A 20,343-nucleotide genomic window follows, 5' to 3' on the forward strand; every position below is an offset into this window, starting at 1 on the left:
AAACTTGTTCGTCGTCTTGCTCATGATGCTCCATCCTACTCAAGAGTTGGAGCCTCCGGCAAACCCGGCGCGGTTCACCGCGCCCCTACGGGCCGAGCTGCTGATCTCCAACTACACGGGGGAGGTGGGCCTCTGACCGGCCACAGAAAAGGGGGCCTTCAAGCCCCCTTCAACACCCCCGAAACAGGCCAGATCGAAAATCGCTCTGCTGCAAACCTTCGTGTCACACACTGCAAAATTTCGTGTCACGCTACACCGAACTCCGTCATTTTCAAGGGCCTGCCCGCACGGCGCGCGGTGCCGTCAATGGCCTCGGGGGCCGGTTTTCCATCGTTCTATCAAAGGCATCCGATGCCGCTTCGGCGAAGACCTGTCTGTCCGGAAGCTGGCACGCCCCAACACCACGGCATATCCGCCCGAACGAGTCGAAAATCCGCCCCGCGGATCGTGACGGAACCCCTCGCAGTTCGCGGTAAGTTCTGGGAAAATCATGGAAAACAGTCCGCTGCGACGCTGCATGAACGCCCCCAGAAAACCGCTTGTTTTCCCGCGGCTTGCCCCCTATACGGATCAGCGGAGTGGTGGCCGAGTGGTCGAAGGCACACCCCTGCTAAGGGTGCAGGCGGGAAACCGTCTCGAGGGTTCGAATCCCTTCCACTCCGCCACTTGCCCTCGCGAAAGCGTTCTCCCGATCCGGCTGCGGCTGGATTTTCTCGTTGCTTTCGAGGGTTATACGGGAGGGGCTGAGCACCGGCGCCGGCGCCACGAGGCCCGGAAGCGGTCTCTCAGGCTCGATATTCTCTGGACCTGTTGCCTGCGCGGATCTGGTGAAGTTTTCCAAGACCCTGAAAATGCAGATTTTTTTTCATGCCCGGCTGAACACTTCGATTTCAGGGGCATCTACCGGATGGAACACAAATCGAACATGTGACTGCCCAAAGCCGATAGACGCGGCCGCAACTCAACTATAGGCTTCTCCCGATCTAGCAGGCAACTGGACGGAACGGGCCAACCGTATGGCAGCACAGGATAATCAGAATTTCGAGGGCCAGTTCTTCACTTGGTTGAAGACCTTCCTGAAGGACAGAGGGCTACAATTCTCCAGGTGTGGTTTCAAGACCGGAGATGGGCTTGGCGAACGCCATGAATTTGATCTCGCTGCTGGGTATTGGAAAGAGCCGAACTATTCCGCGAACAAGCCCCCGCGCTGGATCTATCGTATAGTTCCAGAACCCGTCGGGCTTCGCGCTGAAAACCCCGCTGGCGGTCCCTTCAACCTTGGTGCGATCAACACGGCGCAGGAGGACAAGGCGGGCGTAGTATTCCGTCTTGTGCCGCTGATTCAGCAGGGGCCGGGTGACTTTGTCCAAGACAAAGACTTTGAGGTTCACGCGCTATTCGTTTTTCACGGTGCAACCCCACAAGGGTCATCTGCCGAACCGTTCAATTTCGATCCCGCCACGGGAACGATGCGCTTCAAGGGGACCTCTCTGGAGTACATCGGCTGCGGACTGCTCGGTTTGATGCCCCGCAACACTGAGTTGAAGATCATAGAAAGCGGTATGGAGCGCACGATCACTTATGGAGATGTGATCGACGCACTCGCAGCGGACATCAAGTGCGCGCCGGCAGGAAATCCAGCTTCTCCAATTCCGGTCTACGATCTCACAGCGCAAGCCGAACTTGATAGACTCAAGAAAATGGTCGCGGACGCTTGGGCGGCCGCCGGGCCTGTGACGCCGAAGAATGTTGCAGTCGCTGCAGTTGCGGGCGACGAAAATGGCGATGACGACGAAATTATCCCACCCGCGTCGCTCGAGATCCCGGAGAACACGGACCTTCTTGGGATCGATCCCGCTGTATATCGCCAAATCAATGCGGCGCTGAAATCGGGCAAGCAGCACATCATGCTGTATGGTCCACCTGGAACCGGGAAGACAACTCTCGCGCGCTGGATTGCAGCAACCCTCACTGGCGGGAAGTGGACCCTTGTGACAGGTTCGTCAGACTGGAGTTCGCAAGACATCATCGGGGGGTACCAACCAGTAGGCGCTGGCGCCGTTGCCTTCATTCCTGGCGTATTGCTTCGTCGCTTTGATCGTCCGCTGATCATCGACGAACTTAATCGTTGCGACATCGATAAGGTGATCGGTCCGCTCTTTACTGTCTTGAGTGGCCAGCAGACCACTTTGCCCTACCGGCTGAACATCGAGGATAAGGATAGCCCGCAATATGTGATCCTGCCAGAAAGCAAGCCCTCGGCAGAGACATACGAGTTCGCGCCAGGCCCGCACTGGCGGCTGATTGCTACCATCAATTCCATCGACAAGGCCGCTCTGTATCAAATGTCCTATGCCCTCAGCCGCCGATTTGGCTGGGTCTATGTCGACGTGCCGCGCGACACGGCTGGTTTCATTGAGTCTTTTATCAGAAAGTCTGATCCAACTTGGGCTGGGCCTGCTGCGGGCGCACCTTGTCCGCTTGGTGCTTTCTGGGCGGCCATCAACAAGGTTCGTGTCCTTGGACCCGCCCCGATCATTGATGCAATCAAGGCCGTCCAGGCGATGGATGATGGCGCAGACTTCTTCGCTGTCCCTACGCCCTCAATGCGAGAGGCTTTGCTCGATGCGGTGGACATGGTGTTGCTGCCGATGCTTGACGGGATTGTGGTCCAGGATGCCGACTTCCTTGCGCAAGCGGCCGTAGACGCCTTCGGCCTTGATGCGGACTCCAGTGATCGGATCAAGCGGCGGATGGAGTCGGTTGCGGTCTGATGGAGGGGATCGACCGAGCGATTTCCGACTTTGCAGCAGGAATCTTCCTCCGGCATTTCCGGTCTGGGACGCTTCTCGGTGCTGACCGGCCGTCGCTTGACCTTGCCCGCGATCTCGAACTCCTTCGCGCGCACTGGGCGATCTCAGCGCCGGTTCGGGAGTTCGTTCAATATCTCCTTGCCCATCGGCACGAAGCGCAGGCGCTGCTGCAATTCCAGAGACGAACAGATGACGCAGTCGCGCGCGGAAGGATCGATGCCCGGGCTTCGGTTATTGCGCGAAGGGTGTCCGGGCACCCGTCTCTGATTGTTTCGGAAGAGCCTGTGAGATCGTTCAACACGGGGCCAAACCAAGTCGTCGCTTGGGTTGTGCACATGGCCGCGACTCATGCTGAGCGTCTGTTTGCGATGCAGCCCAAGAATTCGGCCTACGCGAGCCTGATTGAGGCGGCGATGGCGGAAATTTCAGCGGTGAAGCGGCTCGACGCTTTGCGAGAACCGCTGAAGCACGTGACGGCTGGACGAAGGCCGGGGCCAAACGCCGTAAGGGATGCAGCGCGGTCGCGACGACTGATCTATCGCTATGCGATTGCGGCCTACACGACGTTGACGGGGGTCGAAGCTGGCGACGAAGCCGCGCTTTCACGTGTCCTTCGAAGCACGCTCATCGGGCCACTTGAGGAGTGGCGTCGTTTCGAATTGGCCGTTGCGGCGGGACTCGGGGAAGCGCTGTCTGCGGAACTCGGCCTTCCGCTGCGTCTGTCTGTACTTGATGCTCGGCCAGGACAGCCAGTCTTGCGCTGCGGGCGGTACTCGGTTTTCTGGCAGTCAGGCGGCGGTCTGTATGTGCCACCTGCGCTGGAGCCATCTGAGCTGCGGCTTGAAGCCGTTCTCGCTGCATACGGGATGGCTGCAGCAGCGGATCGTCCGGACCTGGTAATTGTCGACGACGAAGCTGGAAGCGTGGCGGCCATCGTCGAGGTCAAGTATCTGGCGGGCGATACGGCAAATGCGCGTTTCCGTGAAGCCGCGGGTCAGATCGTTCGGTATGGACGGGGATATTGTGGCGAAGCCGAATTGCCCTCGCTGATCCGCCGGTCACTGATTGCTCTAAGCCGTGAGGTCCCCTCACTCATCGATGACACAGCAGACGCGCCCCGTGCGGTGGACTTCGGAGGAATACTGGATGGGCGGCTCAATTCTTGGGTCAGGGAGCGCCTTTTTGCTTAAGCCCATTGAGGGTTGGAGCAAGCTCGCCGCGCAATTTTATCTCAACGGCGCGAGCGGCGGCGGCATCTGCAGCGGGGAGCACCCGAACCTCGCAGAACTGCCGGATGTGCGCACGGCAACGCCGCCCGGCCTCTTGGGGGGAACGTGGCAGATCAGCGGGATCAAGGATCCGATCAAACAGGAGATACTGGGCAAACATATTGACGACCTGCCCGCTTGCGTGGTCACGGAGCCGTCGCCTGAGCGATCCTTTTCCGTCGCGCCCGGCCATGCCGACGTAGATCACTTCGTCTTCGGCAAAGATGACATACACGCCGGGCGTGTCGGGCACGACCGACCAGTCGGTCGTGCCCATGGGAACAGGTGGTCCAAAGCCGTTATCGTCGAGTATCCCGTGAAAGTTCACTCGGCGGCGACTTTCGGCTCGGTTGCCTTCTTGCGCATCGAAGCGGGGCGTTGCGCGCCTCCATCCTCAAAGAGTGGCACCGCTTCCTCATCGACTGGCCGTGCGCAGGGCGAGGCGATCTCGTATGGTACGCCGCGCTCCTTGGGCAGAGGCTGGACGGTCGGCACGAAGCGAGCCTTTGCCCCGAGCAAATATTCCTCAGAAAGCTCACAACAGACCCAGCGTCTGCGCAGATTCTCCGCAACGACACCGGTCACGCAGGAGCCGCCGAATGGATCGACCACCAAATCGCCGGGATCGGTCAGGAAGCGGATGAAGTACTCCGGCAACTGCGTAGGGAAGCGAGCGGGATGGATGGCAATGTTCTCTGCGCGGCACTGATCTTGGTAGCGTCCATTGGATTCCGTGTTCGCGATGGCGAGCAAGTTGGGTGGGACTGATCCGCCATTGTCCTTGCTGAACTTGTCGGAAATATCATGTCCCGAAGGGCGCAACTTCGCGGTATAACCGTTCTTCAGCAAGTGCTCCATTGACTTGGAGTATGGCTGCAGAATGCGCTTGTTATTCGCTTTTGGGTAAGGAGTCTTTGCAAGCCACCAGACGGTGTTCACGGCATCCTTGACGCGGACGCGACGCACGTTCACCCATTCAGCGGGGGTCGGTAGCTTCGACGGATTCCACCAGTAGTGTTCCTGGCACAAGTGAAAGCCGTATTCCTCGACCAGCATCACCAAGAGCTTGAAGTGATAGAGGCTGCGCGTCGGATGGCCGGGCTTCCAAGCTCCACCGATATCGATGACCAGACTTCCGCTGTCCTTTAGGACACGATGAAAGCCTTCAGCAAATGGCCGAAACCAATCACAATACTGATCGGCATCTTCGTTTCCGTAACTCTTTTTGCGAACGAGGCCGAAAGGCGGACTGGTCATGATCAGGTCTACGCTATTCGGCTTCGCCTTGCCGAAAAGGTACCCCCGACTGTCGCCCCAGAGAATCTCTCCGTTGTCCGTGGTGAGGAAGGGCTTCACGAGGGATTTGGGGTATGCGCGGGCGTTCGTCTCGATCGCACTTGTTCGACTGCTTTCCTTGCCCAGATGCTCCGAATGCAGGAAGCGAATGTACTCACTGACGTTCTTGTATCCCCTCGTTGCCGCAGCCTCTTCGAATGCCGCGCGTTCCTCCTCCGTCAGCCGGATGTTGGTGAACTTTGTTCTAGGATTCTCTGCTCTTGGTCGCGCCATTAGTACTTTCCCTCGTGTCACGCGAACAACATAGCTCTGGGTTTTCCGTAACACAACAACCAAGAGGCTAAAGCGTGGCACAAAAACCCGTCCCCGGGTGAATCTGGTCTGTGGCGGTGGTGCACTGGAGCGCGACCCTCTGCTCAGCCCAATCGACCGGGGGAGTTTCCATCAGCCGCGCCAGCGTCACCTCCGTTCCCTGCCTGCCATCAAGGATCGCCTCGACGATGTCTGGCGCGAGCAGGGTCAGGCGCAGGACCCGGGTCATGTAAGAGGGCGCGATTCCTTCGCGCTCGGCTAGTTCGGCGATGGTGGCGAACTCTCCCGACTCGAGCATCCGCTTCCAGCGGAAGGCGCGGGCTAGCGCCTTGACCAGCGTGTTGTCCATCCGCTGCGGTTGCACGGCCCCCTTTGGCAGTTGCATCTCCTTCCGCCCACCGCGCTTCACAACGCGGAACGGGACGTGGAGCGTCACAGTCTCGAGGATCGGCGACCCACGGCTCATGCGGCCTCTCCGATACTGCCAGCCAGCATTTCGCGCGCGAGTCCGCTGAGGCCGTCGACGCGAAGCCGGACGTTGAGCCTACCGGTGCCGATGTCCACGCGCTCGACCAACAGCGCCACGATGCGCGCCTGCTCGGCGGGGAAGAGTTCGTCCCACAGCGGGTCAAGCTCCCGCAGCGCGGCTCGCGCGTCGGCCTCGGTGATGTCGTCAGCATGGAAGCGCGCCGCCTTCGACGTCCCCGCAACGATCTCCGGCTGGCGGAACACGGCGCGGAGCTGGTCGATGACAGCGCCCTCGATCTCGCCCGCAGGCACGCGGCCGACCGGACACGAACCAGCACCATGCTTCAGCACGGTCTGACTGACATAGTAGCGGTAGAGACGATCCCCCTTCCGAGTATGCGTCGGTGAGAACGCGGCGCCATCGGGCCCGAACAGTAGCCCCTTCAACAGCGCCGGCGACTCCGCGCGGGTGCGGGCCGCGCGCTTGCGCGGGCTCTCCTGCAGGATCGCATGGACACGGTCCCAAATCTCGCGGTCGATGATCGCGTCGTGTTCGCCGGGATAGCTGTCGCCCTTATGGACCGCTTCGCCGATGTAAGCGCGGTTCGAGAGCATCCGATAGATGTATTTCTTGTCGATCCTGTTCCCGCGCGGCGTCCGGATGCCGCGCGTGCCGACCTCCCGCGCCAGTTCGGTGCACGACCCGATCTCGAGGAAGCGCTCGAAGATCCAGCGGACATGTGCGGTGGCGTCTTCGTCGACCACCAGCTTCCGGTTCTCGACGCGATAGCCGTAGGGCGGCACCCCGCCCATCCACATGCCCTTCTTTCGGCTGGCGGCGACCTTGTCGCGGATCCTCTCGGCGGTGACCTCGCGCTCGAACTGCGCGAAGGACAGCAGAATGTTCAGTGTCAGCCGGCCCATGGAGGTGGTGGTGTTGAATGACTGCGTCACCGAGACGAAGGTCACGCCGTTTCGGTCGAAGACCTCGACCAGCTTGGCGAAGTCGGCGAGCGAGCGGCTGAGGCGGTCGATCTTGTAGACCACCACCACGTCGACCAGCCCGTCCTCGATGTCCTCCAGAAGGCGCTGCAGGCCGGGGCGCTCTAGCGTGCCGCCCGAGATGCCGCCATCGTCATACTGGTCGCGGACCAGCACCCAGCCCTCGGAGCGCTGGCTTGCGATGAACGCCTCGCAGGCCTCGCGCTGGGCGTGGAGGCTGTTGAACTCTTGCTCCAGCCCCTCCTCTGAGGATTTCCGGGTGTAGACCGCGCACCGCAGCTTGCGGACGACCTTCGATTTTTCCGGCGCCTTCGTCATCTCCGCCCCCTGTGGTTCTTGAGACCGAAGAACACCCAGCCATTCCACCGGGTGCCGGTGATCGCGCGCGCGATGGCCGACAACGACTTGTAGGGCCGCCCTTGCCACTCGAAGCCATCGGCGGTGACGGTCACGACGTATTCGACCCCCTGCCACTCGCGCAGCAGGCGTGTGCCAGTGATGGGGCGGTCGCGGTTGAGGCGCATTCCGCGCTTTTTCTTGTCGCCGCCGTCCAGTTCTTCGCCGAGCCGCTCCAGCCGCCGGATCGTCTCCGGTTTCGGCCCGCCATAGGCGAGTTCCTGGATGCGATAGGCCAAGCGGGATTCAAGGTAGCGCCGGTTGAACGGCGGCGGCTCGCTGTCGAACAGGTCGCGCCACTGCGCCTTCAGTTCCGGCGTCGTTGCGGTCTTCAGCGCGGCCAGGCGCGCGGGGATGGGGTCGTGCGTCGTCATGCGGTCTCCGTTGGGTTCGGGGTTGCATGACGGCATTGGTCGGGCGGATAGTGTAGGCGAATTTCTCCAGTTTTGTCAGAAGGTTCGCCCCGCTCCCGCAGCCGTAACCGGACCAGCCCGAGCGCCAGCAGGCCGCACAGCTCGGCGCGGCGTTCGGCGGGCGTCATCCGGTCGGGAGGCAAAGGGTTCGGGCGTTTCATGAAGGGCGGGTCCGTGATGTCTCGCCCTTCTCCTACTCATCGCATTCGCGAACCGTCCCACGGAGTCCGGAACGGCGCGGGTAGAGCCGTCTCGGACTCGACTCCCGGTTGTCCGGTCGGGTAGAACATAATCAGAACATGTCCGGCATTAGCGAGGTGAAAAAATGGGTTCAGACCTCAAGAAATTCGTCAATCCAAAATTCCTGAAGACAATCGATCTTGGCCTCATCAAGGAACTCTTTGCACGGCACTTCGAGCCGAAGGACGTGCCAATCGATTTCGATGGCGAAGATTCAGCGGTCCGATCTGCGCTCGCGAAGCATTTCGAGGCGGCCGTTACGGCCTGGAACGAGGGCATGGTGGCCGATCTCCACCGGGTGGCAGACCTCGGAAGCAACGAGGGCATGCAGATCATCCTGAACGAGGCGCGGCGGCAGGGGGTGGTGCTCTATCCCGATCCCGAGCCGGACGAGAAGGAATCTGCGCCAGCCAGACACGACCCGAAGCATGTCGCGCTGCACACCTACCTGCATCACAAGAGCGTCTTCGAGGCGGCGGCCGACTTCCATGCCCTGCGGACCCCGACAGCACTGGCCGAGTTCCGAGGGCCGGAGCGCGACGTCAGCGCCGACCTGACGCCGGAGATCATCGACGCCTTCAAGGTTGCGGCGATGAAGCTTTTCGCCCGCGATCTTCAGGGCGAGTATTGCCGCCTCGGTCCCTACGAGGAGGACGGCGAGATCAACCTCGTCGTCAGCCATGGAGCCCCGGTCGCGACGACACCCGTGGTGGACGGCGACCAGGAGAAGATCATTCCGCTTCGCGCCGTGAAATACGCCACGCTGCGCTACTCGCCGGTAGAGGCGCGGTTGTTCATCGGCGGCGTCGTGAAGGCACAGCAGGTGGATCTCGCCGAGATCTTCGCAAAGCACGTCCTTGGCCGTCCCGGCTTCTTCTCGGGCAAGGATGCCCGCGATCTCTATACCCTCGATCCGATCAGCGAGGCCGGCCCCGACTTCGCTTTCGATCATCGCTACGACGACCGCATCCTCGACGTGCGGATCGTGGCCGCCGCCGCCGACCATTTCGAGTGGGACGAGGACGAGGCGAAATGGCGGTACGTCCGGACCTGGGAATCGAAGGACGCAACCGGCGCGCTCCGGCACTTCAAGGGCAGCGAAGTGCAGTTTGACAAGGGCTGGCGGCTCGGCGAGATCTCGTTCCGCGCCTTCTTCAAGTCCGAGGGCAAGCGGCCTGCGCAGGTCACCGTGAAGCTGAAGCCGCCGGGCACGCTCGCTTTCCGCAGGACGCGGTTCGAGAAGGCGGTCCACACGCTGATCGCGCGGCACGGGCTGGAGAAGGACCGCGATGCTGGCATGGTTGTGGACGCGGCTGAGTGACGGCGGCCCGGAGGTCTCGATCTCGGGCCGGGCGCTGCGCCGGTTTCCCGGGCGCGAGGTCGAACGCCTGCTGCGGGCGCGTGTGCTGATCGAACATCCGAAGGCGGACAGCTGGTCGGTCTGCGCGCATTGCGACTGCGGTCTCGATGTTCGCCCGATCCGGCAGATCGGCGACGAACTGCGCGCATGCTGTCCGCACGATGCGGCAGAGGACGTGGTGCTCGATGATGGCGACCTGACGCGGTTCGGTGTCGATGCCAACCGGCTTGCAGGGCAGATCGGCGCGAGCGGCGGTCTCGCCGGCGCGGTCGCGGCGGTCGTGGATGGGGTCTGGACGATCGGCTCCGGGCCTGCCGGTCGGATGTTCATGCTGTGCGACGACGCGGACCGGTTGGAGACGCCGGGCGCAATCCTCGCGCTGAAATCCGCGGCGGCGCCGCGGCCGCTGACGGTCATCGCCAAGGAGCCGGAGCCGGCACTGGTGCTGCGGCTGCGCGAGGCCGGGATTGAGGTCCGGGCGCTTGCCGACGTGATCAAGGCAGATCGGGAGGGCGTCGACCGCCTTATCCTCGACGACGGGCGCATACCGACCGGCGGAGTAAGGCTCGTCCTGCATCGCCAAGGGCAGTTCGCGGTGCTGGACGGTCGCCGCCTCGATCTTCCCCCGCAGATGTTCGCTCTCTTCAGAATGCTTGTCGAACGGTCGGTGCAGCGCGACCCCGTGCTCAAGGCGCAGGAGATCGAGGCGCAGTTTCAGCGAACACCGCGAGAGATCGTCCGAGACCTGCGCAGGGCCCTCGTCACCTGCGGGCTCACGGAAAAGGAGGTCGAAACGCTCGTGGGGACCGTCCGGTCGCGCGGGTACCGCCTTGGCCTCGCGCCGTCAGAGGTCGTCATAGAGGACTGAGTGCCGTCGGTCACACACCCGGCACACATCAAACACACGCCAATCACACCGGCAGACCGGCGGAGGCCGGCAGTCTCGGAGCATCAGAAACGATGTTCCGAGGCTTCCAACGATGTATCCCGCGATTTCCCCCTCCGACCTTGCCACGCTGATCGACGAGGCCGACGTCGCGGCGCGGCGTCTGCACCGCAAGCTGGCGCTCCCCGCAGCCGATCTCGACGATCTCCGTCAGGACCTCCTGATCGATCTGATCTGCCGGCTGCCGGGCTTCGACAAGCGCCGCGGCACCATCGGCGCCTTCGCCAACATCGTCCTGCGTAACCAGTGCTCGCGCATCGCGATCCAGCACTACCGGCAGCGCCGGGCGCAGGGCGGCAGGGTGCTGTCGCTCGACGCGCCCGTCGCCGGCAGCGCCGAGCCGCTGGGCTGCTTGCTGGCGGAGACGGACGGGCTGGCCGCCTGGCACGGCCAGGATCGTTGCGCCGCGGCGGACGTCGAGACCCGCCACGATCTCGCCCGGGCGCTCGCCGACCTGCCGGAGGAAGTCCGCGGGCTCTGCGCCGCGCTGGGCACCTGCGTCATCGCCGATCTGATCGGCCGCGACGGCATCTCCCGCTCCGCCCTCTACCGCCGCCTCGCACGCCTCCGGCTCGAACTCGCCATGCGCGGGCTTGGGGGGCGGTGGGACGCCTCGCGAGCCGCTTGAGTAGAGGGAGGACATGGAGATGCTCGTCATGCCCCCAACAGCTTTCACCCCGGCGCGGCCCCGGCCGCTGACCGACATCGAGTTCTGCGCCTGGATCGGACAGGCGATGCCCGGCGACCGGCTGGAATACCACCGCGGCTTCCTCGGGATCGACACGACGGCCGTGATCTCGACGCTGCCGGAACCGGACCGCCGCAGGCTGGCCGCGCTGGCCGGCGCCGCGCACCGGGCCTTCGAGGCGGGCCTCGTCCACCTCGTCCAGGTGCGGCTCGGTCCGGACCGCTTCGCCTATCTCGCCATCGCCCGGACCAGGCCGCGCCGCACGCCCGTGCCGCTCGCCAGCATCCTCGAAGACGCCGTGGCCGCCTGATGGCCGTTCCGTTCCCCTCCATCGGAGTTCCCGCCATGCCGCACCCCAACAATGCCCCCCGCTTCGACGATCTCGAAGGTCTCGCCCTCGGCGACATCGCGGCGCTGCCGCCCGAGATGCTGCTGGATTTGCAGACCACGGCGCTCGCCGAGACCGCCCGCGTGAAGCGGCTGCGGGACCGGCTCGAGGCCGGCATCGCGCAGCGCTACGAGGCCGCCGCCGCGGCCGAGCGGGCCGCGCAGGGCAAGACCAGCGGCACCGTGCGGGTCGAGGACGAGGGCGTCGTGATCGTCGCCGACCTGCCGAAGAAGGTCTCCTGGGATCAGGACCGCCTCGCCGCCATGGCCGAGCGCATCCGCGCCGCCGGCGACGACCCGGCCGAGTATCTCGAGATCGCCTATCGCGTGCCCGAGCGGCGCTACGGCGCCTGGCCCGCGGCGATGCGCGAGGGCTTCGCGGACGCGCGCAGCGAGACCACCGGTAAACCCGTCTTCCGGCTCGAGGCTCGAGACCGGTGACGCGCGGCGGCGGGACGCCCGGTCGGCAACGCCGGGCAGGTTCCCCTTCGGCACCCGGTCACCCCCGCCGCCGCGCACCCTGAACGCAACTTCCGGAGAACCCCATGGCCTTCCGCATCATCACCGCCGACGAACGGCTCTCGGCCGCCGAGAACAAGACCTCGCTGGCCATCTTCGGCCCGCCCGGCGTCGGCAAGACGACGCTGCTGAAGACGCTGCCCGCCGAGGAGACGGTCTGTCTCGATCTCGAGGCCGGCATGAAGTCGGTGCAGGACTGGCGCGGGGACTCGATCCCGGTGCGCAGCTTCACCGATTTCCGCGACCTCGCCGTGCTGATCGGCGGCCACGATCCGGCCCAGCATCCGAAGTCCTGGTACGGCGCCGAGTATCACGCCTGGCTGCAGCAGCAGTATCTCGGCACGGGCATCGAGGACTTCCTCGCCCGAAAGCGGATCGTCTTCGTCGACTCGATCACCGACCTGACGCGGCAGGCCATGGCCTATGCCCGCCAGCAGCCGGAGGCCTTCTCCGAGCGAACCGGAAAGCCGGATGTCCGCGGCGCCTACGGACTGCTCGGCCGCGAGGTGATCCAGGCGCTCAAGCACCTCCAGCACGCCCGCGGCAAGACCGTGATCTTCGTGGGCGTGCTCGAGAAGGTCACTGACGAGTTCGGCGCTACCACCTGGCAGCCGCAGATGGAGGGCACGAAGGCCGGCCGCGAATTGCCGGGGATCGTCGACCAGGTGGTCTCCATGCAGCTCTTCGGCCGCGACGCCAAGGGCGACTGGACCCTCGACGAAACCTCCGCCGAGCGCCGCCTCGTCTGCCGGTCCGGCAACCCCTGGGGCCTTCCCGCCAAGGACCGCTCCGGCCGCCTCGATGTGACCGAGCCGCCCGATCTCGGCGCGCTGATCGCGAAGATCGACGGCCGCGCCCCCGCCCACACCACCACCCCTTCCTGATCCAGACGCAAAGGACAGACCCATGAGCTACGATCTCAACGACGCCCAGCCGCAGATGGCCCCCATCGGCGAGCTGATCCCCGACGGCACCTTCGCCAAGGTCCGCCTGACCGTGCGCCCCGGCGGCGTGGACGGCGCCACGCCGATGGACGCCAAGCTCCTGAAGGCCTCGCAGTCGAGCGACGCGAAGATGCTGGATTGCGAGTTCACCATCCTCGAGGGGCCGCATGCCCGGCGGAAGTTCTGGCAGAGCTTCACCGTGGCGGGCGGCAAGGTCGACGAGAAGGGCCAGTCGATCGGCTGGAAGATCTCGAAATCCACCTTTCGGGCGATGGTCGACAGCGCTCTCGGGCTCGATCCCAGGGACGAGAGCCCCGACGCCAAGGCCAAGCGGGTGCTGCCCGGGCTCAAGCATCTCGACGGCATCGTCTTCGCTGCGCGGATCATGGTGGAGCCCGCCTCCAACCCGCAGTACCGCGACCAGAACCGCATCGCCAACGTCGTTCTGCCCGACGAGCCGCAGCACGGCCCGATCATGCGCGGCCAAGCCGTTCCTCCGGAGCCCGTCAACGCCCCGCCGCGCAAGGCCGCGAGCGCGCCGACGCCGGGCTGGCAGGCGCCCACGCCGGCATGGGGTGCGCAACCGCAAGCCCCGGCGGCGGCTCCGGCCTGGGGCGCGCCGGCGCCGGCTCCGCAGCAGCCCCCACAGCAACCGCCCGCCCAGCAGCCGCCGGCGTCCCCGCCCAACGCGCCGGGCGGAGCGCCGGCGACCGGCATGCCCGCCTGGCTCAATGGCTGAGGCGCGGTCGGCAGTTTCGCGGCGGAGGTCAAACCGGCCTTCGCCGCAGCCCGAGGCCCGGTGCGATCCTGCCGGGACGATGACCCCGGATGAATGGCAGGCGCATGTGACGCGCGCGGCGGCGCTGGAAATCGGACGATGGCTCGAAGCCCGAGGAAACCTGCATCAGCCCATCGCAAGCCTGCGGCTCGGCGATCTCGAGGCCATGGCCAGCAACGCGATCTCCCGCTGGATCGTGCTGCAGTCCGAAAAGCTCCAGAGGACGGGCTGGCCGCCCGGGGACCCGATCGGGAGCTTCTTGCTTGGGTGAGCGGCGTCCCGGAAACGCTCCGGTGGAGCGTTTCAGCCGCGAACGGGCGGAGCCCCGGGAACGCGATCTGCGCCGTCTGCGCCCGCGAGACGCGCGGCTTCGGCTACTGCCACGGCCTCCGCTGGGATCGCCACCCTTACCACCGCTTCTGCTCGCGCCGCTGTCAGGACGTGGGCAGCGCCATCGCCCAAAGGAATAACGGCATGATCGACAAGACCGCGCGCGAGGCCCGTGCGATCCGCGATGCGCGGACGCCCTTCGCCGAAGCGCTCACCGACCTCGGGCTCATGGAGCCCTTCTTCCACCGCAGCGCCGAGGACATCGACCGCCTGATCGAGGCGGCAGTCACCGGCTACATTGACAGCATGCAGGATCAGGCCGCGCGCAAGGAGCGCACCGGCACGGTCCTCGACGACCCGATCCCATTTTAGGAGCGCGGTGATGATCGACCTGAACGACGACACCGCGTCCTGCAGCTGGAAGCCTCTGCTCGAGGCGGCCACCGAGAACGCCGTCACCGACTTCGAGATCGAGTTCTGCGACAGCCTCCGCGAGAAGCTGGTGCGGTTCGGCGATAGCGCCCGGCTGACGGACGCGCAGTTCCACAAGCTGACCTGCATCGCGCAGGCCGGCGGGTTCTGGGAGCGCGAGAGATGATCGACCTCAACCATGGCTCGGGCTTCCTCTATGGCGCCGGCGCGCCGCGCCCGCCCATTGCCGAAGCCGTCTCCGCCGTCATCGATACGGCGCTGTCCGCCCGCCACCGCGCCGAGCGTCCGCGCACCTATGTCAGTTCCTCGGGTCTCGGCCGCGACTGCTTGCGCCAGATCCAGTACGACTTCCTCGCGGTGCCCAAGGACGAAGGCCAGGAGTTCGCGCCGCGCACGCTGCGCATATTCGAGGCGGGCCACCGGGCCGAGGACATCGTCGCAGGCTGGTTCCGGATCGCCGGGTTCGACCTGCGCACCGAGCGACCCGATGGACGCCAGTTCGGGTTTGAGGCCCTCGGCGGGCGGTTCAAGGGCCATATCGATGGCTGCTTCGTCTCAGGCCCGGTCGCGATGGACTATCCCGCGCTCTGGGAGAACAAGGCGCTCGGGGCGGCCAGCTGGAAGGACGTGGTCAAGCGCGGCGTCAGCCTCGCGCGGCCGGTCTATGCTGCCCAGATCGCGCTTTATCAGGCCTACATGGACCTGCCGCAGCCCGCGCTCTTCACCGCATTGAACCGCGACACGATGGAGCTGTACGCCGAACTCGTACCTTTCGACGCGCATCTCGCGCAGGAGATGTCGGATCGCGCCGTTGCTGTGGTGCGGGCCTCCGAGGCCGGGGAATGGCTGCCGCGCGCCGCGGCCGAGCCCACGGCAGTCCTCTGCCGCGGCGGCATGGCGGTCGGCAAGTGGCACGCGCCTTGTGCTTGGGCAAAACGATGCTGGGGAGAGCGGCGATGACCCCCGACGCTTATGAGCTCAAGCGGATCGTGCGCGCGCATCGCGAGCGGTTCTGGTGCTCCGACCTGCTCGGAGCGGCGGAGTTCGCGCCGATCTATTTCTTCGACGATCAGGCCGCCTTCGATGGCGATATCGTCGACCGCGCGATGACCCGGGTCTTTACCGGTCCGCTCCGGCTGCCGCATCCGTCCGTGATCTTCGAGGTTCGCGAGCAGCGCGCGTCTCCCTCTGGCCTGATCGTCTGCGCGCGCGCCGACGGCGACATCGTCGAGGCCACGTTCCTCATGCGCAAGCGGGCGCCGCGCGGCTGGACGGATTGCCTCGTGCGGATCTGGATGCATCCGGACGGCAAGGCGGAGATCGAGGGCAACCCGGCCGAGCGGAGCGACGAGACGGTCCGCGGTCACGGCGAAGTCGCCGCCGGCATCGTCTGGCGCGCGCTGACCATCCTCGGCGCGTCCCCGGACATCCGCGACCGCAAGGTGTCGCTCGCGAAACGGTCCCGCCTGTCCCGCGAGGGCGTGCGCGGATGGGTCTGGCGCCAGGTCGCCATCGATCCGGCGCGCCTGCGCGCGGCGACGCCGCCGCTGGGCGGCAGTCACGCCAGCCCGCGCTGGCACATCCGCCGCGGTCACTGGCGGCAGCTCGCCGACGGGCGCCGGGTCTTCGTCCGTCCGTGCGAGGTGGGCGATCCGACCCGCGGCGGGATCGTCAAGGATTACGCAGTGGAGATGCCCCAGCCATGACCGAGTTCACCCCATCCGCCACGCAGGCCGCCGCGATCCGCGAGATCAAGGAGTGGTTCGAGAACCGCACCGAGCAGCAGCAGGTATTCCGCCTGTTCGGCTATGCCGGGTCCGGCAAGACCACCGTGCTGAAGTTCGCGCTCGACGAACTCGGGCTCTCGCCCCACCGCAGCGCGAAGGACGGCCGCTGCGTGCCCGGCGTTGTCACCGCCACCTTCACCGGCAAGGCCGCGCTGGTGCTGACCCGCAAGGGCACGCCCGCGCGCACCATTCACAGCCTGATCTACTCTGTGATCGAGGCGACCGAGGAGGAGATCGAGGAGGCCGCCCGAAAGATCGCGATGGCCGAACGCGACGCGCTCCGTCTGACCGGGTTCGCGCGGACCACGGCCGATGCCGCGATCGAGGCGATGCGCCAGGGACTCTCGGCGATGAAGCACCCGCGCTTCGCGCTGAACCCGCAGAGCGACGCGGCGGACGCCCGGCTGATCGTGCTCGACGAGGTGTCGATGGTCGGCGAGGAAATGGCGCGCGACCTGATGAGCTTCGGCAAGCCGATCCTCGTGCTGGGCGATCCCGGCCAGTTACCGCCCATCAAGGGCGAAGGCGCCTTCACCCGCGACGCGCCCGACGTGATGCTGACCGAGATCCACCGCCAGGCGGCCGAGAGCGCCATCGTCCGCCTCGCCACCATGGCGCGTGAGGGCCGACCCATCGGCTTCGGCGTCTACGACGCCCACGTCGCCAAGCTGCGCAAGGGCGACATCACGCCGGAACAGGCGCTGCGCGGCGGCCAGCTGATCTGCGGCCTGAACGCGACGCGCTTCCAGCTGAACAACGCGATGCGTGCAGCGGCCGGTATCGGCGGGACCTGGCTGCCCACCGGACCGGCCGAGAAGATCATCTGCCTGAAGAACCAGAACGATCTGGGCCTGATCAACGGGATGTTCCTGACCCTCGAGGACATCGTCGACGAGGGCAGCCTCCACTTCTCGGCCGTGGTGCATGACGAGGACGGCCGTCGCATCGGCGAGCCCGACCGGGACGGGCGTCCGGGCCGGCTGCGCATCTACAAGGGCCACTTCGAGGACCATGTCGCCTACGACGACAAGCGCCATGACCGCGACTACAAGGAGAAGCGCCTGCTGACCGAGGCGACCTTCGGCTGGGCGATCACGGCCCACAAGGCGCAGGGCTCGCAGTGGGAGAACGTGATCGTCTGGGACGACGGGCTGGGTCGCAGCGAGATCGACCGCCGCCGCTGGCTCTACACCGCCATCACCCGCGCCGAGCGCGGCCTCGTCCTCCTGGCGTGAGGGGACGCGATGATCGATCTCAACGATGTCGCCACGCCGAAGGCACGCCACGATCTGGCGGCCGTGAAGGATCGGCTGGCCGCGACCGCAGGCGACTGGCTTCCCGGCATCTTTCCGGAGGCGCGGCTTGCGCGCGACCGTCGCTCCTTGCGCTGTGCCGACCTGTCCGGCCGCCCGCCGCGCAAGGAAGGTTCGTGCACCATCCACCTCGACGGGCCCTATGCCGGCTGGGGCTTCGACTATGCGACCGGAGAAAGCGCCGGGCCCATCGATCTGATCGCGCAGGCGACGGGGCTTAGCGACGGCGCGCTTTTCGACGAAGCGGCGCGGATTGCAGGGATGGATCGCCCCGCACCCAGATCGGCGCCGCGCCCGAAGCCCGACCATTCAACGGAGGTAGCCCGGCTGGTCGATGGCGCGCAGCCGCTCGCCGGAACCGTTGGCGAGGCCTACCTGCGCGCACGGGGCCTCGGCGATCCGGGATGCCCTGACCTGCTGTTCCACCCCGATCTGCCGGACTTCGACACACGGCGCGGGTGGCCAGGGCTGATCGCGCTGCCGCGCGTCGTGACGGGCGAACGTGCCCCCGGCATCCATCGGACATTCCTGCTCGACGATGGCAGCGCCAAGGGCCCGGCTGGCAAGAAGATGCTGGGTTCGGTGGCCGATGCGGCCGTGCGCCTGTTCGCCATGCCTGCGGGCGGCCATCTCGGCATTGCCGAAGGCATCGAGACCGCCTTGGCAGCGCATGCCCTGTTCGGCACCGCCGTCTGGGCGGCGCTGTCCGCGGATGGCCTCGCGCGCTTTCGCTGGCCCGAGGGCACGACGCGGGTCACGATCTACGCCGATGCTGGCGATGCCGGACGCCAGGCGGCCGCCACGCTCTCGGACCGGCTGAACCGGGCTGACATTCCGAACGAGATCGTGGTCCCGCTGCATGGCGACGATTTCAACGACGACCTTCTGCGCGGGGCGCGCGCCGACGACTATGGCCTGAGTCAGGAGCTTCTGACCAAAGACCTGCCTGCCGAGACGGAGCGCTTGCCGTCTGCGGGCGACATCATCGCTGACCTGGTGGCGGCCGCCGATGCACTGACCAACCCGCCAGATATATCTGCCCTCGGAGAGCTTCTTGGCCGCATTGCCCTCGCGCGGCTGGACCCGCTGCCCGCGCGCCAGATCCTTGCCCGCATCAAGACCACGACCGGCATCGCCATGTCGATCCTCGACAAGCAGCTGATCGAACTGGTGAAGCGTGTGAACGTCTCCGGCGATCCCCATGCGCGGATCGCCAAACCTGCCTGGTTCAACCGTCTGCGGCAGGATCTAGCGGGAACACCCGAACGCAACGAGGCCAATGTCATCATCGCACTGACGTCCGACATCGCCTTCGCGGGTGTGCTGGCCTTCGACGACTTCTCCCAGGAGATCGTCGTGCGCCAACCGCTGCCGTGGGATGCCGCGACCGGCCCGTTTCCCCGCCCCTGGGAGGATGCGGACGACGTCCGGACCGCGGAATGGCTGCAGCTGCGCGGGGTCAATGTCGCGCCGCTCGTGGTCGGCCGTGCTGTTGGTGCCGTCGCCCGCGAACACCGCATCCATCCTGTCCGCGACTGGCTCGACCACCTCCGCTGGGACGGCACGTCCCGGATCGAGACCTGGACCAGCACCTATCTCGGTGCCGCACCGACCGCCTTCCATCATACCGTCGGCGCGCTCTGGCTCATCTCGGCCGTGGCGCGCATTTTCCGCCCCGGCGTGAAGGCCGATCACATGCTGATCCTTGAAGGCCCGCAGGGCGCTCGCAAATCGACCGCCATCAAGGTGCTTGCGGGCGAGGACTGGTTCACCGACGAACTGCCCGAGCTTGGGTCCAAGGATGCCGCCATCCACATGCAGGGCGTTTGGATCGTGGAAATTGCCGAACTCGACGCCATCGGCCGGGCCGAGGTCTCGCGCATCAAGGCCTTCCTGACCCGCACTACAGACCGCTTCCGCCCGCCCTACGGTCGCTACACCGTCGAGGTCCCGCGCCAATGCGTCTTCGCGGGCACGGTGAACCCCGACACCTATCTGCGCGACGAGACCGGCAACCGCCGCTTCTGGCCGCTGCGCTGCGGGACCATCGACATCGCGGCGCTGGCCCGCGACCGGGACCAGCTCTGGGCTGAAGCCGTTCATCGCTTCCGCGAAGGCGCGATCTGGTGGATCGACGATCCGGCGATCCTTGCCGAAGCCGCCGTCGCGCAGGAGGCACGCTACCAGGCGGATGCCTGGGACGCCCGTATCGACCGATGGCTGACCCACGACACCCGCAGCGTCAATCGAGGTCACGCGGGCTATGAGGATTGGCAGGTTGAAGAGTTCGAACGTCCTGAGCCGATCTGCGATGTGTCTGTGGGCGAAATCCTCGAAGGCGCGCTCGGCATCGAGCCCGCGAAATGGACGAAGGGCGATCAGATGCGCGTGGGGGCCTGGCTGAAGTCGCGGGATTGGGAGCGATACCGCAGCGGCGCAGGCGTGACCCGCGAATGGCGTTACCGCAGGTCGCAGCGCGGCTGACATCGCGATCTCCGTGTGAGGCATCGAGGGGGCATCCATCCGGGTGCCCCGTTTTCGTTTGGCCGCTGCCCCACTTCGCGGCGTGTCCCACTTCAAGCCCAAGGTGGGACAGAAAAAGCCATTTGAAATCAATCCTGTCCCACCTGTCCCACTTGGACCGCCAACTT

The 20,343-nt window shown here is 65.6% G+C and carries 22 protein-coding genes and 1 tRNA gene; 17 read left to right on the forward strand and 6 right to left on the reverse strand.

Going from position 1 to position 20,343, the window contains the following annotated elements; translation table 11 throughout:
- Positions 1 to 575: 575 nt before the first annotated feature.
- The 3 genes from RGD00_RS17240 (at position 576) to RGD00_RS17250 (ending at position 4,003) form a co-directional block, all read left to right on the forward strand.
- A tRNA-Ser gene (locus RGD00_RS17240) sits at positions 576 to 665 on the forward strand.
- A 351-nt stretch (positions 666 to 1,016) separates the two neighbouring features.
- Complete coding sequence (locus RGD00_RS17245) at positions 1,017 to 2,774, forward strand: AAA family ATPase (protein ID WP_114669035.1); 1,758 nt, start codon at positions 1,017 to 1,019, stop codon at positions 2,772 to 2,774.
- Positions 2,774 to 4,003 carry a hypothetical protein gene (locus RGD00_RS17250; RefSeq protein ID WP_310458526.1) on the forward strand — a complete coding sequence of 410 codons (1,230 nt, stop codon included), beginning with the start codon at positions 2,774 to 2,776 and terminating at the stop codon, positions 4,001 to 4,003. The genes RGD00_RS17245 and RGD00_RS17250 overlap by 1 nt, the downstream gene beginning before the upstream one ends.
- Here RGD00_RS17250 and RGD00_RS17255 read toward each other — a convergent pair.
- From RGD00_RS17255 to RGD00_RS17280, 6 genes are all read right to left on the reverse strand, one after another.
- On the reverse strand, positions 3,981 to 4,358 hold the full coding sequence (locus RGD00_RS17255; protein ID WP_114669034.1) for a GIY-YIG nuclease family protein: 378 nt from the start codon (positions 4,356 to 4,358) through the stop codon (positions 3,981 to 3,983). The two genes, RGD00_RS17250 and RGD00_RS17255, sit on opposite strands and share 23 nt — an antisense overlap.
- A 47-nt stretch (positions 4,359 to 4,405) precedes the next feature.
- The gene (locus RGD00_RS17260) at positions 4,406 to 5,650 is read right to left on the reverse strand and encodes a DNA-methyltransferase (protein WP_136652996.1); all 1,245 of its coding nucleotides are present in this window, start codon (positions 5,648 to 5,650) and stop codon (positions 4,406 to 4,408) included.
- A gap of 67 nt (positions 5,651 to 5,717) precedes the next feature.
- A complete protein-coding gene (locus tag RGD00_RS17265; RefSeq protein WP_425603430.1) occupies positions 5,718 to 6,038 on the reverse strand; it encodes a hypothetical protein in 321 nt (106 codons plus the stop codon).
- Between the two features lie 113 nt (positions 6,039 to 6,151).
- On the reverse strand, positions 6,152 to 7,477 hold the full coding sequence (locus RGD00_RS17270; protein WP_310458527.1) for a recombinase family protein: 1,326 nt from the start codon (positions 7,475 to 7,477) through the stop codon (positions 6,152 to 6,154).
- Positions 7,474 to 7,929: a DUF2924 domain-containing protein gene (locus RGD00_RS17275; protein WP_310458528.1), complete on the reverse strand. Its 456-nt coding sequence runs from the start codon at positions 7,927 to 7,929 to the stop codon at positions 7,474 to 7,476. The genes RGD00_RS17270 and RGD00_RS17275 overlap by 4 nt, the downstream gene beginning before the upstream one ends.
- Positions 7,926 to 8,129, reverse strand: a complete 204-nt coding sequence (locus RGD00_RS17280) for a hypothetical protein (protein ID WP_310458529.1) — start codon at positions 8,127 to 8,129, stop codon at positions 7,926 to 7,928. The genes RGD00_RS17275 and RGD00_RS17280 overlap by 4 nt, the downstream gene beginning before the upstream one ends.
- A 164-nt stretch (positions 8,130 to 8,293) precedes the next feature.
- On the opposite strand from RGD00_RS17280, the gene RGD00_RS17285 reads away from it, so the two are divergent.
- The 14 genes from RGD00_RS17285 (at position 8,294) to RGD00_RS17350 (ending at position 20,176) form a co-directional block, all read left to right on the forward strand.
- On the forward strand, positions 8,294 to 9,529 hold the full coding sequence (locus RGD00_RS17285) for a hypothetical protein (RefSeq protein ID WP_310458530.1): 1,236 nt from the start codon (positions 8,294 to 8,296) through the stop codon (positions 9,527 to 9,529).
- A complete protein-coding gene (locus RGD00_RS17290; RefSeq protein ID WP_149077438.1) occupies positions 9,498 to 10,436 on the forward strand; it encodes a hypothetical protein in 939 nt (312 codons plus the stop codon). The genes RGD00_RS17285 and RGD00_RS17290 overlap by 32 nt, the downstream gene beginning before the upstream one ends.
- Positions 10,437 to 10,548: 112 nt before the next feature.
- On the forward strand, positions 10,549 to 11,142 hold the full coding sequence (locus RGD00_RS17295) for a hypothetical protein (protein ID WP_310458531.1): 594 nt from the start codon (positions 10,549 to 10,551) through the stop codon (positions 11,140 to 11,142).
- A 13-nt stretch (positions 11,143 to 11,155) separates the two neighbouring features.
- A complete protein-coding gene (locus RGD00_RS17300) occupies positions 11,156 to 11,512 on the forward strand; it encodes a hypothetical protein (RefSeq protein ID WP_310458532.1) in 357 nt (118 codons plus the stop codon).
- Positions 11,513 to 11,547: 35 nt separating this feature from the next.
- Complete coding sequence (locus RGD00_RS17305; protein ID WP_310458533.1) at positions 11,548 to 12,030, forward strand: hypothetical protein; 483 nt, start codon at positions 11,548 to 11,550, stop codon at positions 12,028 to 12,030.
- Positions 12,031 to 12,134: 104 nt separating this feature from the next.
- Complete coding sequence (locus RGD00_RS17310) at positions 12,135 to 12,992, forward strand: ATP-binding protein (RefSeq protein WP_310458534.1); 858 nt, start codon at positions 12,135 to 12,137, stop codon at positions 12,990 to 12,992.
- 22 nt (positions 12,993 to 13,014) lie between these two features.
- Positions 13,015 to 13,791: a hypothetical protein gene (locus RGD00_RS17315; RefSeq protein WP_310458535.1), complete on the forward strand. Its 777-nt coding sequence runs from the start codon at positions 13,015 to 13,017 to the stop codon at positions 13,789 to 13,791.
- A 79-nt stretch (positions 13,792 to 13,870) separates the two neighbouring features.
- On the forward strand, positions 13,871 to 14,101 hold the full coding sequence (locus tag RGD00_RS17320) for a hypothetical protein (RefSeq protein WP_310458536.1): 231 nt from the start codon (positions 13,871 to 13,873) through the stop codon (positions 14,099 to 14,101).
- A gap of 203 nt (positions 14,102 to 14,304) precedes the next feature.
- Positions 14,305 to 14,532 carry a DUF6511 domain-containing protein gene (locus tag RGD00_RS17325; protein WP_310458537.1) on the forward strand — a complete coding sequence of 76 codons (228 nt, stop codon included), beginning with the start codon at positions 14,305 to 14,307 and terminating at the stop codon, positions 14,530 to 14,532.
- 10 nt (positions 14,533 to 14,542) lie between these two features.
- Positions 14,543 to 14,758, forward strand: coding sequence for a hypothetical protein (locus tag RGD00_RS17330; protein WP_310458538.1), 216 nt, complete (start codon positions 14,543 to 14,545; stop codon positions 14,756 to 14,758).
- On the forward strand, positions 14,755 to 15,552 hold the full coding sequence (locus RGD00_RS17335) for a hypothetical protein (protein WP_310458539.1): 798 nt from the start codon (positions 14,755 to 14,757) through the stop codon (positions 15,550 to 15,552). Before RGD00_RS17330 ends, RGD00_RS17335 begins: the two co-directional genes overlap by 4 nt.
- A complete protein-coding gene (locus RGD00_RS17340; RefSeq protein WP_310458540.1) occupies positions 15,549 to 16,298 on the forward strand; it encodes a hypothetical protein in 750 nt (249 codons plus the stop codon). The genes RGD00_RS17335 and RGD00_RS17340 overlap by 4 nt, the downstream gene beginning before the upstream one ends.
- The gene (locus RGD00_RS17345; protein WP_310458541.1) at positions 16,295 to 17,614 is read left to right on the forward strand and encodes an ATP-dependent DNA helicase; all 1,320 of its coding nucleotides are present in this window, start codon (positions 16,295 to 16,297) and stop codon (positions 17,612 to 17,614) included. Before RGD00_RS17340 ends, RGD00_RS17345 begins: the two co-directional genes overlap by 4 nt.
- A 9-nt stretch (positions 17,615 to 17,623) precedes the next feature.
- Complete coding sequence (locus tag RGD00_RS17350) at positions 17,624 to 20,176, forward strand: VapE domain-containing protein (RefSeq protein WP_149077430.1); 2,553 nt, start codon at positions 17,624 to 17,626, stop codon at positions 20,174 to 20,176.
- The last annotated feature ends 167 nt before the right edge of the window (positions 20,177 to 20,343 follow it).

This window comes from Ruixingdingia sedimenti (assembly GCF_031432425.1).
Taxonomy (GTDB): Bacteria; Pseudomonadota; Alphaproteobacteria; order Rhodobacterales; family Rhodobacteraceae; genus Ruixingdingia; species Ruixingdingia sedimenti.

Bases quoted from the DNA above. Each gene is read 5' to 3' on its own strand.
- RGD00_RS17350 (WP_149077430.1), top strand. From the start codon at position 17,624: ATGATCGATCTCAACGATGTCGCCACGCCGAAGGCACGCCACGATCTG.
- RGD00_RS17310 (WP_310458534.1), top strand. From the start codon at position 12,135: ATGGCCTTCCGCATCATCACCGCCGACGAACGGCTCTCGGCCGCCGAG.
- RGD00_RS17295 (WP_310458531.1), top strand. From the start codon at position 10,549: ATGTATCCCGCGATTTCCCCCTCCGACCTTGCCACGCTGATCGACGAG.
- RGD00_RS17285 (WP_310458530.1), top strand. From the start codon at position 8,294: ATGGGTTCAGACCTCAAGAAATTCGTCAATCCAAAATTCCTGAAGACA.
- RGD00_RS17270 (WP_310458527.1), bottom strand. From the start codon at position 7,477: ATGACGAAGGCGCCGGAAAAATCGAAGGTCGTCCGCAAGCTGCGGTGC.
- RGD00_RS17305 (WP_310458533.1), top strand. From the start codon at position 11,548: ATGCCGCACCCCAACAATGCCCCCCGCTTCGACGATCTCGAAGGTCTC.
- RGD00_RS17245 (WP_114669035.1), top strand. From the start codon at position 1,017: ATGGCAGCACAGGATAATCAGAATTTCGAGGGCCAGTTCTTCACTTGG.
- RGD00_RS17340 (WP_310458540.1), top strand. From the start codon at position 15,549: ATGACCCCCGACGCTTATGAGCTCAAGCGGATCGTGCGCGCGCATCGC.
- RGD00_RS17265 (WP_425603430.1), bottom strand. From the start codon at position 6,038: ATGGACAACACGCTGGTCAAGGCGCTAGCCCGCGCCTTCCGCTGGAAG.
- RGD00_RS17280 (WP_310458529.1), bottom strand. From the start codon at position 8,129: ATGAAACGCCCGAACCCTTTGCCTCCCGACCGGATGACGCCCGCCGAA.
- RGD00_RS17300 (WP_310458532.1), top strand. From the start codon at position 11,156: ATGGAGATGCTCGTCATGCCCCCAACAGCTTTCACCCCGGCGCGGCCC.
- RGD00_RS17250 (WP_310458526.1), top strand. From the start codon at position 2,774: ATGGAGGGGATCGACCGAGCGATTTCCGACTTTGCAGCAGGAATCTTC.
- RGD00_RS17320 (WP_310458536.1), top strand. From the start codon at position 13,871: ATGACCCCGGATGAATGGCAGGCGCATGTGACGCGCGCGGCGGCGCTG.
- RGD00_RS17330 (WP_310458538.1), top strand. From the start codon at position 14,543: ATGATCGACCTGAACGACGACACCGCGTCCTGCAGCTGGAAGCCTCTG.
- RGD00_RS17325 (WP_310458537.1), top strand. From the start codon at position 14,305: ATGATCGACAAGACCGCGCGCGAGGCCCGTGCGATCCGCGATGCGCGG.
- RGD00_RS17290 (WP_149077438.1), top strand. From the start codon at position 9,498: ATGCTGGCATGGTTGTGGACGCGGCTGAGTGACGGCGGCCCGGAGGTC.
- RGD00_RS17345 (WP_310458541.1), top strand. From the start codon at position 16,295: ATGACCGAGTTCACCCCATCCGCCACGCAGGCCGCCGCGATCCGCGAG.
- RGD00_RS17255 (WP_114669034.1), bottom strand. From the start codon at position 4,358: ATGGGCACGACCGACTGGTCGGTCGTGCCCGACACGCCCGGCGTGTAT.
- RGD00_RS17275 (WP_310458528.1), bottom strand. From the start codon at position 7,929: ATGACGACGCACGACCCCATCCCCGCGCGCCTGGCCGCGCTGAAGACC.
- RGD00_RS17315 (WP_310458535.1), top strand. From the start codon at position 13,015: ATGAGCTACGATCTCAACGACGCCCAGCCGCAGATGGCCCCCATCGGC.
- RGD00_RS17335 (WP_310458539.1), top strand. From the start codon at position 14,755: ATGATCGACCTCAACCATGGCTCGGGCTTCCTCTATGGCGCCGGCGCG.
- RGD00_RS17260 (WP_136652996.1), bottom strand. From the start codon at position 5,650: ATGGCGCGACCAAGAGCAGAGAATCCTAGAACAAAGTTCACCAACATC.